The 13258-nt window shown below is 35.2% G+C and carries 12 protein-coding genes and 1 pseudogene; 1 reads left to right on the top strand and 12 read right to left on the bottom strand.

Features of this window, described 5'->3' with window-relative positions; all coding sequences use genetic code 11:
• From greA to ACLTBU_RS10950, 12 genes and pseudogenes are all read right to left on the bottom strand, one after another.
• Nucleotides 1-480 (bottom strand): transcription elongation factor GreA, encoded by a 480-nt coding sequence (gene greA / locus ACLTBU_RS11005; RefSeq protein ID WP_177670265.1) that lies wholly within the window; start codon nt 478-480, stop codon nt 1-3.
• Between the two features lie 71 nt (nt 481-551).
• Nucleotides 552-1394 carry a hypothetical protein gene (locus tag ACLTBU_RS11000; protein WP_320649670.1) on the bottom strand — a complete coding sequence of 281 codons (843 nt, stop codon included), beginning with the start codon at nt 1392-1394 and terminating at the stop codon, nt 552-554.
• Between the two features lie 61 nt (nt 1395-1455).
• Nucleotides 1456-2427 carry a tRNA dihydrouridine synthase DusB gene (gene dusB, locus ACLTBU_RS10995; RefSeq protein ID WP_177670269.1) on the bottom strand — a complete coding sequence of 324 codons (972 nt, stop codon included), beginning with the start codon at nt 2425-2427 and terminating at the stop codon, nt 1456-1458.
• 11 nt (nt 2428-2438) lie between these two features.
• Nucleotides 2439-2867, bottom strand: a pseudogene (locus ACLTBU_RS10990) (type III pantothenate kinase); the annotation flags it as partial.
• On the bottom strand, nt 2864-3436 hold the full coding sequence (locus ACLTBU_RS10985) for a type III pantothenate kinase (RefSeq protein ID WP_412218995.1): 573 nt from the start codon (nt 3434-3436) through the stop codon (nt 2864-2866). The pseudogene ACLTBU_RS10990 and the gene ACLTBU_RS10985, both read right to left, overlap by 4 nt.
• Nucleotides 3437-3459: 23 nt before the next feature.
• Entirely contained in the window at nt 3460-3897 is a 438-nt protein-coding gene (locus tag ACLTBU_RS10980; protein WP_177670272.1) for a DUF6145 family protein, read from the bottom strand.
• A 23-nt stretch (nt 3898-3920) separates the two neighbouring features.
• Complete coding sequence (locus ACLTBU_RS10975) at nt 3921-4706, bottom strand: biotin--[acetyl-CoA-carboxylase] ligase (protein WP_249331545.1); 786 nt, start codon at nt 4704-4706, stop codon at nt 3921-3923.
• A gap of 100 nt (nt 4707-4806) precedes the next feature.
• Nucleotides 4807-6738 (bottom strand): ATP-dependent zinc metalloprotease FtsH, encoded by a 1932-nt coding sequence (ftsH, locus tag ACLTBU_RS10970; protein ID WP_334309095.1) that lies wholly within the window; start codon nt 6736-6738, stop codon nt 4807-4809.
• Nucleotides 6739-6790: 52 nt separating this feature from the next.
• Entirely contained in the window at nt 6791-7312 is a 522-nt protein-coding gene (gene hpt / locus ACLTBU_RS10965; protein ID WP_177670276.1) for a hypoxanthine phosphoribosyltransferase, read from the bottom strand.
• Between the two features lie 19 nt (nt 7313-7331).
• Nucleotides 7332-8702 carry a tRNA lysidine(34) synthetase TilS gene (gene tilS / locus ACLTBU_RS10960; RefSeq protein ID WP_412218906.1) on the bottom strand — a complete coding sequence of 457 codons (1371 nt, stop codon included), beginning with the start codon at nt 8700-8702 and terminating at the stop codon, nt 7332-7334.
• A 159-nt stretch (nt 8703-8861) separates the two neighbouring features.
• A complete protein-coding gene (locus tag ACLTBU_RS10955; protein ID WP_249331542.1) occupies nt 8862-11204 on the bottom strand; it encodes a SpoIIE family protein phosphatase in 2343 nt (780 codons plus the stop codon).
• 115 nt (nt 11205-11319) lie between these two features.
• Nucleotides 11320-12345: an amidase domain-containing protein gene (locus ACLTBU_RS10950; RefSeq protein ID WP_320649664.1), complete on the bottom strand. Its 1026-nt coding sequence runs from the start codon at nt 12343-12345 to the stop codon at nt 11320-11322.
• Between the two features lie 104 nt (nt 12346-12449).
• On the opposite strand from ACLTBU_RS10950, the gene ACLTBU_RS10945 reads away from it, so the two are divergent.
• Nucleotides 12450-13190 carry a peptidylprolyl isomerase gene (locus ACLTBU_RS10945; protein WP_412218905.1) on the top strand — a complete coding sequence of 247 codons (741 nt, stop codon included), beginning with the start codon at nt 12450-12452 and terminating at the stop codon, nt 13188-13190.
• The last annotated feature ends 68 nt before the right edge of the window (nt 13191-13258 follow it).

Below are 13258 nucleotides of genomic sequence, written 5' to 3'. Positions count from 1 at the left end.
TTAGTTATTAGAAATAGCTAAAATTTTGTATTTATCTGTTCCGAATTCTGTCTCTACTAAAACTTCGTCACCCACTTGATGCCCAATGAGTGCCGCACCTACTGGTGATTCATTTGAGATTTTACCATTTATTGGGTCTGCTTCTGTAGAACCTACAATAAGGTACTCTACTTCTTCTTCAAATGCTTCATCATATAATTTAACTCTATGTCCTGGCTTAACTGTATCTGAAGCTTGCTCGTCAGCATCAATAACTACAACGTTTTTAAGCATTTTTTCGATTTCAACAATACGTGTTTCAATCTCTGCTTGTCTATCTTTAGCCGCATCGTACTCAGCATTTTCTGATAAGTCTCCTTGGGCTCTTGCTTCTTTTAATTCAACTGCTACTTTATTACGTTCAACTGTTTTGAGATCTTCAAGTTCTTTTTCTAAGGCTTTAATCCCCTCATATGTGAGTAATATTTGTTTATCTGCCATTTTAAAATACTCCCTTTCTAAAGCGCATTAAACTATTAATTTTAAAATTATAACCTACTCTATGCTGGATGTCAACTTATGCGCCTTGCGTAGACTTTGCCTAAAGTAAGGCCTAGATTGTTTATTTCTTTCCTTAATAAACCATGGGTTAAACCCTGTGCATAAAGTATAGCTTGTAAAAAAGGTACACTTAAGGATTGACTACGACATATTATATCAAACTCATACCATATTCTAGGAGGTGGGCCTATAAATTGTTGCATATACCTTCTTGTTTGATTTTTATAATCAATATAGATAGCTTTAGGATTACATCCTAGTGCATATTTCCCTGCTCCATTTAAGTCGAAAATAATATCCATCTCATTAAGTGCTTCTACCTTGAGTGCTACTGCTCTTACTCTTAGCTTTATGAGCCTATTAAGCTCTTGCACAACTTCTTTATATGCCAAAGGCTCTTTTGTATATAAAGTTAAGTCCGTTATCTCATCTTTAATATTAGCAATTAAATCTACAGTTTCATGTATTCTCCCTGTAATAATGCCTACTTTTGTTTCATAAGGCCTAGGTTCTATAAGCTTATACTTATAAATATACTGCAAAATCATAGAAGAAAGTAAAGGGCGCACTTCATCTCCTGTTACAATCTCTATTCTATTAAAAGGATTAAAGCTTTTCTCCGCTCCCTTTAAATAGGCGTAAGTTACATCTCTTAAAAGAAGCTCCTTTTCTAACTTGTCCCAATACTTAGTAGGGCATTTTTTTAAAGGTCTAGGTGTATTTACCTTATATCCTTCAATCCCAGCTATTTCTTGAATATCAAGGCTTATCTTAAGATGAGGATATCTAAGGGACTTTTCTTTTGATACTATTATATTATCTTCTTCAAAAGATATACATGCAAATTGGCTCATATCTGATCCTCCATGAACTTTTACTCATATCTATTCAATAAGGAAAAGGTATATGCCATATTTATAAGCTTTTTAATTCATTTTGTATGTCCTCTAATAAGAATTTAATATCATCTAAAGTTTCTACTGCTGTTAGTCTTCTTCTAAACCCTGTCGCACCATGAATACCTTTTACATAAGCAGTAAGGTGCGTACGCATCTCTCTTATGCCTATAAACTCTCCTTTATGTGCTACAAGCATTTGTGCATGCTTCAAAATAACTGGAATACGTTCTTCTAATGTCGGTTCTGGAAGTACTTCACCTGTTTTAAAGTAATGATTTGTACGTGAGAAAATCCATGGATTTCCTTGCGCTGCACGTGCAATAAGTACACCGTCACATCCTGTATAATCCATCATTCTCTTTGCATCCTGAGGCTCTCTTACATCACCATTCCCTACAATAGGAATATTGACCGCTTCTTTAACCTTTTTAATGATATCCCAGTCCGCCTCACCACTATAGAATTGCTCTCTTGTACGTCCATGAATGGTTAATAAGCTTGCACCAGCCTGCTCGATAACTTTTGCAACTTCTACAGCATTCACACATGTATCATCAAAACCTTTACGTATTTTAACTGTAAGCGGCTTATCAATAGCATGAGATACAGCATATACAATTTCACCGATCAGTTCAGGATTCTTAAGAAGTGCTGAACCTTCTCCATTTTTTGTAATCTTAGGTGCCGGACATCCCATATTGATATCAATAAAATCCACATCACTCTCGCACACTACTTTAGCCATCTCACTCATAATTTGAGGATCACTTCCAAAGAGCTGTGCACCTACAGGATGTTCTCCCTCTTCTACACTGAGTAAGATTCTTGATTTTTCACTGTCATAGAATAAGCCTTTTGCGCTTACCATTTCAGTATAAACCATCCCTGCCCCGAACTCTTTACAGATTAACCTAAATGGTAAATCTGTAATACCCGCCATTGGTGCAAGAAACACATCATTTGGCGTTGTTATATTTTTAAATTTCACTTTGTATCATCCTATCTATTTTTGTGATAAATTATATTCAGTCCTTTTAAAGTCAATAAGCCATCATAATAATCAATGACATCTGTTCCATCTTGAATAATCTTTGCATATCCTCCTGTTGCAATAACTTTCATATGAGGTGCAGCTAAAGCTTCTTTTACTTTTTTTACAATGTATTCAACTTGCCCTATGTACCCATACACAAGTCCTGTCTGCATACTTGTAATTGTATTCTTAGCATCAAGTATACTCTTAGTTTTTTTAATCTCAATATGTGGAAGCTGTGCTGCCCTTTGGAACATAGCATCTGCACAAATGCGTATACCTGGTGAAGTAATACCTGCTATGAATTCCCCCTTTTCATTAACCACATCATAAGTAGTAGCCGTTCCAAAATCAATAGCCATACATGGTCCACCTAATCGTTCATAAGTAGCTACACAAGTCCTGTCTGCATACTTGTAATTGTATTCTTAGCATCAAGTATACTCTTAGTTTTTTTAATCTCAATATGTGGAAGCTGTGCTGCCCTTTGGAACATAGCATCTGCACAAATGCGTATACCTGGTGAAGTAATACCTGCTATGAATTCCCCCTTTTCATTAACCACATCATAAGTAGTAGCCGTTCCAAAATCAATAGCCATACATGGTCCACCTAATCGTTCATAAGTAGCTACACAATTTACAATACGGCCTGCCCCTACTTCTTTTGGATTATCTGTACGAATAGCTATGCCCGTTTTAAGACCAGGCCCTACAATCATAGGCTTTAGCCCAAAATAACGTTTAATACAGTTAGTTAGTGAATACATAATATCTGGTACAACAGACGCAATAATAATAGCCTTAATATCTGTATGCTTAATACCCTTTTGATTCAGCATACTTATAATGGTTACACCATATTCATCTGATGTTCTTGGTGTCTGCGTTGTAAGTCTAAAACTTGCTATAAGCTTGTCCCCTTCCATTGCGCCAAGGACAATATTGGTATTGCCTACATCCATTACTAAAATCATAGTAATCCTCCTTAGTCTAATACTTGCTCTGCAAAGACTCTCGCTTCTTCACCATATTTTGCTTCTATTTCATCTAAAATGTCTTCAAGCTCTAAACCTTTACTCTGCATCAGTACAATTTCTTTTACAATTTGACCTTGTTCACTACGGTAAATCATGTACCACAGTTGTAATGATTTTAAAAGTTCATCTTTTTCTTTTTGGAATCTCTTAATTTCAAGCTCTGCACCAATATCATCCGCAAATACACTTTCATCTGCAGTTTGCTCAATAAAGATATGTCCTACTTCATCAAATCCTAAAGAGATAATAGCATTAACTTTTTCAGCAATAGCCGCTATGCTTTCAATTAGTTCTTCCTGGATTTCACTTGGAATATCATTATAACTTGGTTCAAAGTAATATTTATGGTTATATGGTGATGCACTAATAACAATTGTTTTTTCCATCTTTAAAACTCCTTTATCATCTGTTAAACATAGCCATATAGACCTCTGACAGATACATCACCTGATAAAATACTTATTAGGCTTCCATCTTCTTTTTCTACTATAAGTCTTGCTTCTTGGTCTATATCTCTTACAAAGCCTATAAACTCTTGTTGGCCTTCTATTATTTTTACCTGCTTATTTAAATTTATACAATAGTTTTTATAATCTCCTATAAAGTTCATAAGAGAACCTGTTTCGATATAGATCTTGTAATTCTCTTCAAATCGTCTTAAAAAACTTTTAATAATACTTTCCCTACTGAAAAGTTTTTTCCCTTCTAAATATAATGAAGTTGCATGGGATAAGTCATCAGGAAATTTCTTACTGTTTACATTTACACCAATCCCTACGACTACTACAAGTTCATCTTTTACCTTTACCATCTCACATAGTATACCACAAACCTTTTTATTGTTTACAACAAGGTCATTAGGCCATTTTATATATATATCCAAACCCGTTACCTGCCTTATACTGTAGCACATACTTAGACCTGCTAAAATGGTCAACTGAGGTATTTTTTCTATGCTCATAACTGGCTTCACAATAAAGCTCATCCATATCCCCTCTCCTTTAGGAGAATCCCACTGTTTACCCATTCTGCCTCTACCGGCATTTTGCTTCTCAGCAATGACTAAACTGCCTTCTATAGCCCCTTCTTTACTCCAGTTTTTTGCCCTTATATTAGTAGAATCTATTTCTTCATAGAATTCTATCTCCTTCCCCATGAAACAAGTACGACTTTGTTTAATCTCTTGTAAATTCATATTATGCACCCCTTCTAAATACCTAGTAGCATTATAGCATACCCTACTGCATAAAAAAAAGCTTAGGCTGTTCCCCTAAGCTTTTTAATATACCTTTTTCTTATAGTTCTCTTTCAGCTTCTTCTTGATCAGCTTGTTCCATTTGCTTAGCCATCTCAAAGATACTTTGTTCATCTAGAACTTCCATATCAACATCTTCGCCACGCATAATTTTTCTAAATTCATGACCAGTAATTTTTTCTTTTGTAAGTAATACTTCTGATGCACGATTTAGAGTATCCATATTATCTGTAAGAAGTTGTTTGGATCTATCATAAGCATCTTCTACAATACTACGGATATGATGGTCGATAGCTGTTGCTACGTCTTCACTATAGTTACGTTGATGAGAGAAGTCACGTCCAAGGAATACTTCTTCTTGTTCATCACCAAACTTGATTGGACCAAGCTCACTCATACCATATTTAGTAACCATATCACGTGCAATATTAGTTGCACGTTCAATATCGTTAGAAGCACCTGTTGTAATGTCACCAAATACTAATTCTTCGGCAGCACGACCGCCAAGTAAAGATACAATCTCATCTAACATTCTTGTTTTAGTCATATAAAGCTTATCTTCTTTTGGAAGAGGCATTGTATAACCACCAGCAAAACCTGTCGGAATAATTGATACACTGTGTACTGGGTCAAGTGTTTCTAAAAGTTCATGGATTAATGCATGCCCTACTTCATGGAATGCAGTAATACGTTTTTCTTTATCTGTAACAAGGTGACTCTTCTTCTCTGTACCTACTGTAATTTTAATGAAAGCTTTTTGAACTTCTTCCATATCAATGGCACGTTTATTATGACGTGCTGTAAGAAGTGCTGCTTCATTCATTAAGTTGGCAAGGTCTGCACCTGTAAAACCTGGTGTTGTACGAGCAATAACTTTAAGGTCTACATCTTCATTAAGAGGTTTACCTTTTGCATGTACCTTAAGGATAGATTCACGACCTTTAACGTCCGGTCTACCTACTACTACCTGTCTATCGAAACGACCTGGTCTAAGAAGGGCTGGGTCAAGGATATCTGCACGGTTTGTAGCAGCCACTACAATAACCCCTTCATTAATACCAAAACCATCCATCTCAACAAGTAATTGATTAAGTGTTTGTTCTCTTTCATCGTGACCGCCACCAAGACCTGCGCCACGCTTTCTACCTACCGCATCAATCTCATCGATAAATACGATGGCTGGTGCATTTTTCTTGGCTTGTTCGAAAAGGTCACGTACACGAGATGCACCGACACCAACAAACATTTCTACGAAGTCTGAACCTGAAATACTGAAGAATGGTACTTGTGCTTCACCTGCTACAGCTTTTGCAAGTAATGTTTTACCTGTTCCAGGAGGTCCTACAAGGAGAATACCTTTTGGAATTTTTGCACCAATCTCAGTGTATTTTCTAGGATTTTTAAGGAAGTCTACAAGTTCTGCTACTTCTTCTTTCTCTTCATCAAGACCAGCAACATCCTTGAAAGTTGTTGAACCTTTATCATCAACTGTCATTTTTGCTTTACTCTTACCAAATGACATAACACCACGGCCGCCACCGCCACCGCCGCCTTGCATTTGTTGCATGAAGAATACCATAATGAAGATAAACATACCTACAATCAGTACAATTTGTAAAATTGGGAAGAATAGGCTTGGTTGTTGAACATAGCCATCAAATTCCCATGTAGCCATTAATTCTGGTGGTACCTCTTTAAGTACATAATCAAAGAATGCACTTTGATCCATCGGTACAATTCCTTCTGATGCTACATAATTTCCTTGGTCTTTTAATTTAAAGCTTACATAAGCTGTACTGCCATCTGACGCAAGTTCTACGTCCATTTTAGCAATATTGCCGGATGATAAGTTTGTAATAAAATCGCCTAAGTTAAGTTGTTGTTTTTGACTAACAAAGTTTTGGTTTGCTCCAAATAAAATTGCGACTAATAAAATCCCAACTATAATGAGATAGAGCATACTCCCTTTCATTTTACCTTTCAAATTCTCTCCTCCTTCCTGGCGTTAAAATAATGTACTTGTGTTATTCCCCTTTATTTACAGCAATATAAGGAAGGTTTCTATAGAATTGATGATAATCAAGACCATAACCGATAACAAAGCTATCTGGTATAGTAAATCCTACATAATCTACCTCTACATCCACTACACGTTGATCTGGTTTATCAAGTAATGTACAAATTTTAACACTGCTTGGGTTTCTTCCTTCTAAAATATTTTTTAAATAACTAAGTGTACGACCTGAATCAATGATATCCTCTACGATAAGCACGTGTTTACCATCAATTGGTTCATCTAAATCTTTCAGGATTTTTACGATACCTGAGCTTTTATACTCATCACCGTAGCTAGATACAGCCATAAATTCCATCTTCATTGGTACTGTAACACGTTTTGCAAGGTCTGTCATAAACATAACCCCACCTTTAAGTACGCAAAGCATGATAATTTCTTTACCATCATAATCCTTAGATATTTGCGCCCCTAATTCTTCAATTCTTCTTTGGATATCTTGTTCTGATATGAGTGTTTCTAACTTCAACATAATCCCTCCTGAGCTTTGGTTATTTAATAACTTTAATTTCTAGTATATGTCTAGTCTGATCCGTGACAAAATAATCAATATTTAGCCTAGAATCTAAAACCCATACGACTTCATTTCCATCTGCAATAATAGGATGTGTACTTCTTTTATGCTGTGGAATTTTTTCGTCTATATATAATTTCTTTAACTTTTTAGATCCATTTTGAAGGACAATGTAATCATCCACTCGTCTTGTCCTTAAATGCAAGCTATCCCTTATTTTATCATAATCCACATATTTAGTATACATATTTTGCTGGGATTGTTCAAATGTTTTCCTTGGTACACATTGCAAGTTCAACTGCATATCCAAGTCTTCTATATTATTTATGCCCAGTTCAAGGGTGTACTCATAATTAGAAATTACTCCCTCATTTTCCTTACTTAAGACAATATCCTCATAAACTCTATGAGCTACTGTTTCGTAAGGCAAACAGATTTTTTTACCATTTTGCCTCTCTACAAGCTCTAAAACACTTTTAACATGTAAAAGCGTAATATCCTTACTATGTCCTATGAAACTTTCTAAACATTTATGAATAAGTTTTTTTTGGATATAAACCTTTTCTTGTGCTAGCGCATTAATGGAAATTTTAAGCTGCATGCCTGCTTTAGTTACCACCTTTTCAAAGACTTTTTGTATATAGTCTTCCAAGAAAGCTTCTTCTTCCTGATAAAGCTGACTATGCTCAAACAAAGTACTTACAATATTCTCATTAAAATTCTGCCTAATATAAGGTATACATTCAAGCCTTATCTTATTACGTGTATAGATTGTCTCAAAATTAGTATGGTCATCATGGTAATTAATCTTATACTCTTTGCAATATGTTTCTATTTCTTCTCTCGTCAGACATAAGATAGGTCTAATAATATTATCCCTTTTGGGCTGAATGCCTCTTAGACCTTTAATATCTGCCCCTCTTAGAAAACGCATAATCATTGTCTCTGCTTGGTCGTTAGTATTATGCGCTGTAGCAATTTTATCATTTTGATTTGTTAAAGATATAAAGAAGTTATATCTTTCTATTCTTCCTGCCTCTTCTTCACTTATTTTATTTAGCCTTGCAAGTTCTTTAATGTTACAGGCATGTATATAGCAAGGAATTTGCCACTCCCTACACATTTCTTTAACATAATCCCTATCATCATCTGCTTCTTTACGAATGCCATGGTGTACATGGGCAACTTTAAGTTTAATCTCATAAAAAGCCTTATGAGAATTCAAAAAATGTAATAGCATCATAGAATCCGCTCCACCAGATACACCTACAATAATGGTATCCCCTTTTTGAATGAGCTTTTGTTCTTCTATGTACCTTTTGACCTTTTCTTTAATACGTGCAATCATAGGGTATCCTTTCACAGTTTAACCATATTTCCTAAGTGTATTACATCATATTTTAAATAAAAAAACAATATAAAAGGGACTGCCTAGCAATCCCTCATCTACTAAGTGTTTAAAGTATTCCATTATCCATAAGAAATATGCACTTTCCCTTCAATAGCTTTAATACTCCTGCCAAATACGTGCGACAACAATGGTCATATCATCCCCCGGCATGACACCAAGTAGGTCCTTACTCTTTTGCATTAAATAATCCGCCATATACTGTGGCGCCTGTCCTTTACACTCTAGTATGAAATGCTTGAAGGTCTCTTCTTTTCCTACTTCATCGCCTGAAGCTTCTAAAATACCATCTGTAATCATAATGACTATGTCTCCATCTTCAAGCTGTACACGTTTAATCTCTAAGTCTACATCTTTTACAATACCTATCGGTAAGGTAGACATTCTAATCGGAATAACCTCATTTTTATGTAAGATAAAACTCGTAGCTGCTCCAGCCTTTAAGAATTCAGCTATACCACTCTTACGGTCAATAAGGGTTACATCTATAGTAGAAAATACTTCACTTTTTTCATTTAGAATAAGTGCTGAATTGATCATTTTAACTGCTAAGTCTTTCCTAAATCCTGAATCCATAAAATCTTCCAGCATACCTATGGTCGCTGCACTTTCCTCATAGGCAACTCTACCACTCCCCATACCATCTGCTAACGCTAATAAATACTGGTCATCCTCTACTTCCATAAAGGTATAAACATCGCCACTAATTTCCTCTTTAGCAGATACTGCATAGCCTGAAGTAATCCTATAAGTATTTTTAGTTCTCCACTTATATTCATAATTATTTTTTTGATAGGTACAACTATCTAGTGTTACTCTATAACCGAGTGTATCTTCTATTATCTGCTCCATTAAATCTTTATAGTCTCTTTGTTCTAAAGAAGTATATAGCTCTATAGACTGGATCTTCCCCTTGTTTTCTAGAATCATAATATCCGTTAGTTTTATGCCTGCTGCAAGTAAGCTCTCCCTAAGGAGTTTTTCTTCTTCTTTATTAAAATAAATTTCTTTTTCTACTTCTTGTACTAAATTTTTAAGTGTTACAGCCACAGCTTTTAACTGCTGAGCTATAAGTGCTCTATTTTCTATAAACCGGTTATGCCATGCCATCTCCTGCCTAAGTAAATCCATCTTAAAGCTCATTACATAGGCAAAGTTCACAGCATTAGGACAATGTGCTTTAAACAATGCAGGGATTTCTCCCTCTGCAATAAAACCTTTCTTTTCGAAAATATTCATCATTTCCTGAGCATGCTTATAAGTTGTATTTATATCCTGCTCCCAACAAAAACGTCTCATAGAGCAATCTATACACATTTTCTCCCCAGTTTCTTCTATAATACGTTTCACATCTTTTTGTGTAAAATCAGTTTTCTTCAAATCTGTCTTCTGAAAACTATCACCTAACTTCTCAAAGCCACCTACAATATGCTTAAGCCTGCTTGTCATAATACGTTGTACACGTTCTAAATGTAGCTGTTCATTCTGTTCTCTACTCTTTTCTCCAAACCAGCCCGCAAGCCCAAAATAATGTTTAGGTAAAATCATACTAATTAATGAAGCTATAAGATAGGCTCCTAATAAACTTAGGTCTATCTGCCCTCCATTAAATAGCATACACCCTAAAATTTGCCCTACGGCACCTCCTAATATGACACCGCATCTTCCTAGTGTTAAAAACAGCCCTCCCATTAAGGCTGTCATACCATATATAGCTACAAAAACAGGCTCTATGTATCCAATTATGACAAGTAAACTACTCATGACCATACTTATAGTCACCCCTATATTCATGCCACCTAGATAAATGACACCTATAAGTACAATATAGGTAAGAATATCTCTAAAATAAATTTCTTTGCACAGTGGTACACGTATATAAAAATCTACAAGTCCTGCTATTAATACAGCAAACATTAATATAACACTAATACCTTCTTTATTTGTCAAGGGCGTATCCCTTTGTTCTTTTAGTACTTCTATACCACAATAAAATATGTAAGTAAGAGCTGCTGCTACTATAGCTTCTACTACACCGATTGCGATTGCATACAGTGTTCTACCTAAAATAACTGTACATACTAAATTCACTAATAAGGTACTTACAAAGACGCTCACCATTTGATTACGTATATTAAAAGACTTCTGACTTTCTTCTATGAATTTCCTTATAAGCATTATAATAGTAATCATTAAGATATACTTTAGCACTCGAATATTAAAATCTCCTACTGAAAGTATTCCTAGTATAGCTACCAATGGTCCAAAGTATCTCATACTTTTGGTTACATATAAACTTCCTATATATGCTATACCAGCTGTATAAAAACTTCCCTCAAATCCTACTCGAGCAAACATAAAACTTATAAGGATTAAACAAATTTCATGCCAATTGACTCCTAAAGCGACTTGTTTTTTATCTTTTGTATCTACTCTATTCATCTCTTTCCCCTCCTACATAATGTTCATTATAGAAGAGCCTATTTGAAATATTTGTAAATACTTAGCTAAATAATCAAAAAACTTTTAGACAAATTTAGCCTATCCTTTAACTTTTTTAGGGGTTATAGCCCAAAATATTATAATAAACTCTTTGATTAGGCTTAGTAGCAAGAGGAATATTAAAACCTCTTATACCATCTACCCCCGAATGCTGTGCAATAAGTAAATCTTTTGTCAACGGCGTCTCTCCATCCTCTTTTACAATACCCACTACAAGCATACTATGCGTTGTTTCCTTAAGGTCTCCTAGCTGTACAATATCTCCTAATTTCATAGACTGCATATCTCCAAGTTGGGCCACCAATCCAAAGCCTTCATTATTAAGCATATAAGTCTTCAGCGCATCAGCACTTGTAAAACTAGGGGTACGATACTGATCAGAGTACCAATACCATTTATGTGTTACATACTTACCCTGATGATCAAAAGGTATTCCCCCTGCAAATAGACACTGTGACACGAAATTTGTACAATCCCCACCATATGCCTCATAATTTTTCCACTCCTTTGTATTCGGCACCAATGCATATTTTCTCGCATATTCTACAGCTTTTTCTCTACTATAAATACCTTTAGGGATAGCTCTTATCTCACGGGATTGGCTAAACTCCCATTTTTTCTTTTTCTGCCTTCTTCCCCGCAGCTCCAGCTCATATGGTCCTGCCAAATCAAACTCATATTCATAAGTATCTTCTTCTATTCTCCATTCCCTCCCTTCCTTTACTAATACAAATTGATGCTCTAGGTTCTTTAATATGGTCTTAGCAGGAATGCCCTTATACTGCAACTCCATATCTAAACCCACCCTTACATCACACGCTCTATCACTTCCTCCTATGTACTTCCATGCTGGATGTAGAACCGGCCTTTGAAAAGTAAGGTTGACCGATTGCTGTTTATAATGTTCAATTTGTGCCTTTAGTAAAAATTCTTCCTTTATAAAGGTATAATTTCCTTTCAAACTATACGCAAAGTAATCCTTAAACTGATATACCTTATACTTTTGTTCTCCTAACATTTTATAGTAATTTTGCAGATATCCCATAATAAACTCCTGGACCTTCCTAGGTTCATCTGTCATATTACCACCTCCCTTACTCTATCCTATACCTGTCGAATTTCCTTTATGCCTTTCTTTATTTATGGTACAATAGTTGCATAATTACTTATTAAAAGGAGACTATTATGGAAAATAAAGTTATCGCTGTTGTTGATGGCCGTGAAGTAACAGAAAGCCATCTTGTAAGCTTAGTGCAAAGTTTAGGTCAAAATGCTGCAAGATTTGCTGGCGAAGGTGGTCGCAAACAACTTGTTGAAGAATTAATCACTCAAGAACTTTTCTATTCAGATGCTATTGCTAATGGTTTAGATAAAGATGCAGAATTTTTAGCTACTGCTGAAAACATGTACAATACATTATTAAAACAATATGCGCTTAGCAAATTACTCGGTACTGTAACAGTATCTGATGAAGAAGCTGAAAGCTATTTCAACGATCACAAGGATACTTTCAAATCAGGCCCAAGTGCACGTGCTAGTCATATTTTAGTAGATTCTAAAGAACAAGCTGAAGCTATTCTTGAAGAAATCAACGGTGGTCTTAGCTTTGAAGAAGCTGCTTCTAAATACTCAAGCTGCCCATCTAGAGAACGTGGTGGAGATTTAGGTGAATTTGGCAAAGGTCAAATGGTTCCTGAATTTGAAAATGCAGTATTTAACATGAAAGCTGGTGAAGTAAGCGCACCTATTCAAACACAATTTGGTTACCACATTATTAAAGTTGCATCTGTAAACGAAGGTGAAGATGCTAAATTTGAAGATGTAAAAGATAGAGTTAAACAACTTGTTATGTCTATGAAACACAACGCAGTTTACACAGCAAAACAAGCTGAACTTAAAGCAAAATACACTGTAGAAGTAAAATAACTTTTCCTATTTAAAAGAGCGCAAGAAATCCATATGGACTTCTTGCGCTCTTTTTATTTTTAAGTATA

It is taken from the genome of Zhenhengia sp. (assembly GCF_046966505.1).
GTDB lineage: Bacteria > Bacillota > Clostridia > Lachnospirales > Cellulosilyticaceae > Zhenhengia > Zhenhengia yiwuensis.
Note: the sequence above shows the minus strand (reverse complement) of the source record. Positions and strands in the feature narration are given on the sequence as shown.

Bases quoted from the DNA above. Each gene is read 5' to 3' on its own strand.
- ACLTBU_RS10975 (WP_249331545.1), bottom strand. From the start codon at position 4,706: ATGAATTTACAAGAGATTAAACAAAGTCGTACTTGTTTCATGGGGAAG.
- ACLTBU_RS10985 (WP_412218995.1), bottom strand. From the start codon at position 3,436: ATGGATGTAGGCAATACCAATATTGTCCTTGGCGCAATGGAAGGGGAC.
- greA (WP_177670265.1), bottom strand. From the start codon at position 480: ATGGCAGATAAACAAATATTACTCACATATGAGGGGATTAAAGCCTTA.
- ACLTBU_RS10945 (WP_412218905.1), top strand. From the start codon at position 12,450: ATGGAAAATAAAGTTATCGCTGTTGTTGATGGCCGTGAAGTAACAGAA.
- ACLTBU_RS10950 (WP_320649664.1), bottom strand. From the start codon at position 12,345: ATGACAGATGAACCTAGGAAGGTCCAGGAGTTTATTATGGGATATCTG.
- ftsH (WP_334309095.1), bottom strand. From the start codon at position 6,738: ATGAAAGGGAGTATGCTCTATCTCATTATAGTTGGGATTTTATTAGTC.
- tilS (WP_412218906.1), bottom strand. From the start codon at position 8,702: ATGATTGCACGTATTAAAGAAAAGGTCAAAAGGTACATAGAAGAACAA.
- ACLTBU_RS10980 (WP_177670272.1), bottom strand. From the start codon at position 3,897: ATGGAAAAAACAATTGTTATTAGTGCATCACCATATAACCATAAATAT.
- ACLTBU_RS11000 (WP_320649670.1), bottom strand. From the start codon at position 1,394: ATGAGCCAATTTGCATGTATATCTTTTGAAGAAGATAATATAATAGTA.
- ACLTBU_RS10955 (WP_249331542.1), bottom strand. From the start codon at position 11,204: ATGAATAGAGTAGATACAAAAGATAAAAAACAAGTCGCTTTAGGAGTC.
- hpt (WP_177670276.1), bottom strand. From the start codon at position 7,312: ATGTTGAAGTTAGAAACACTCATATCAGAACAAGATATCCAAAGAAGA.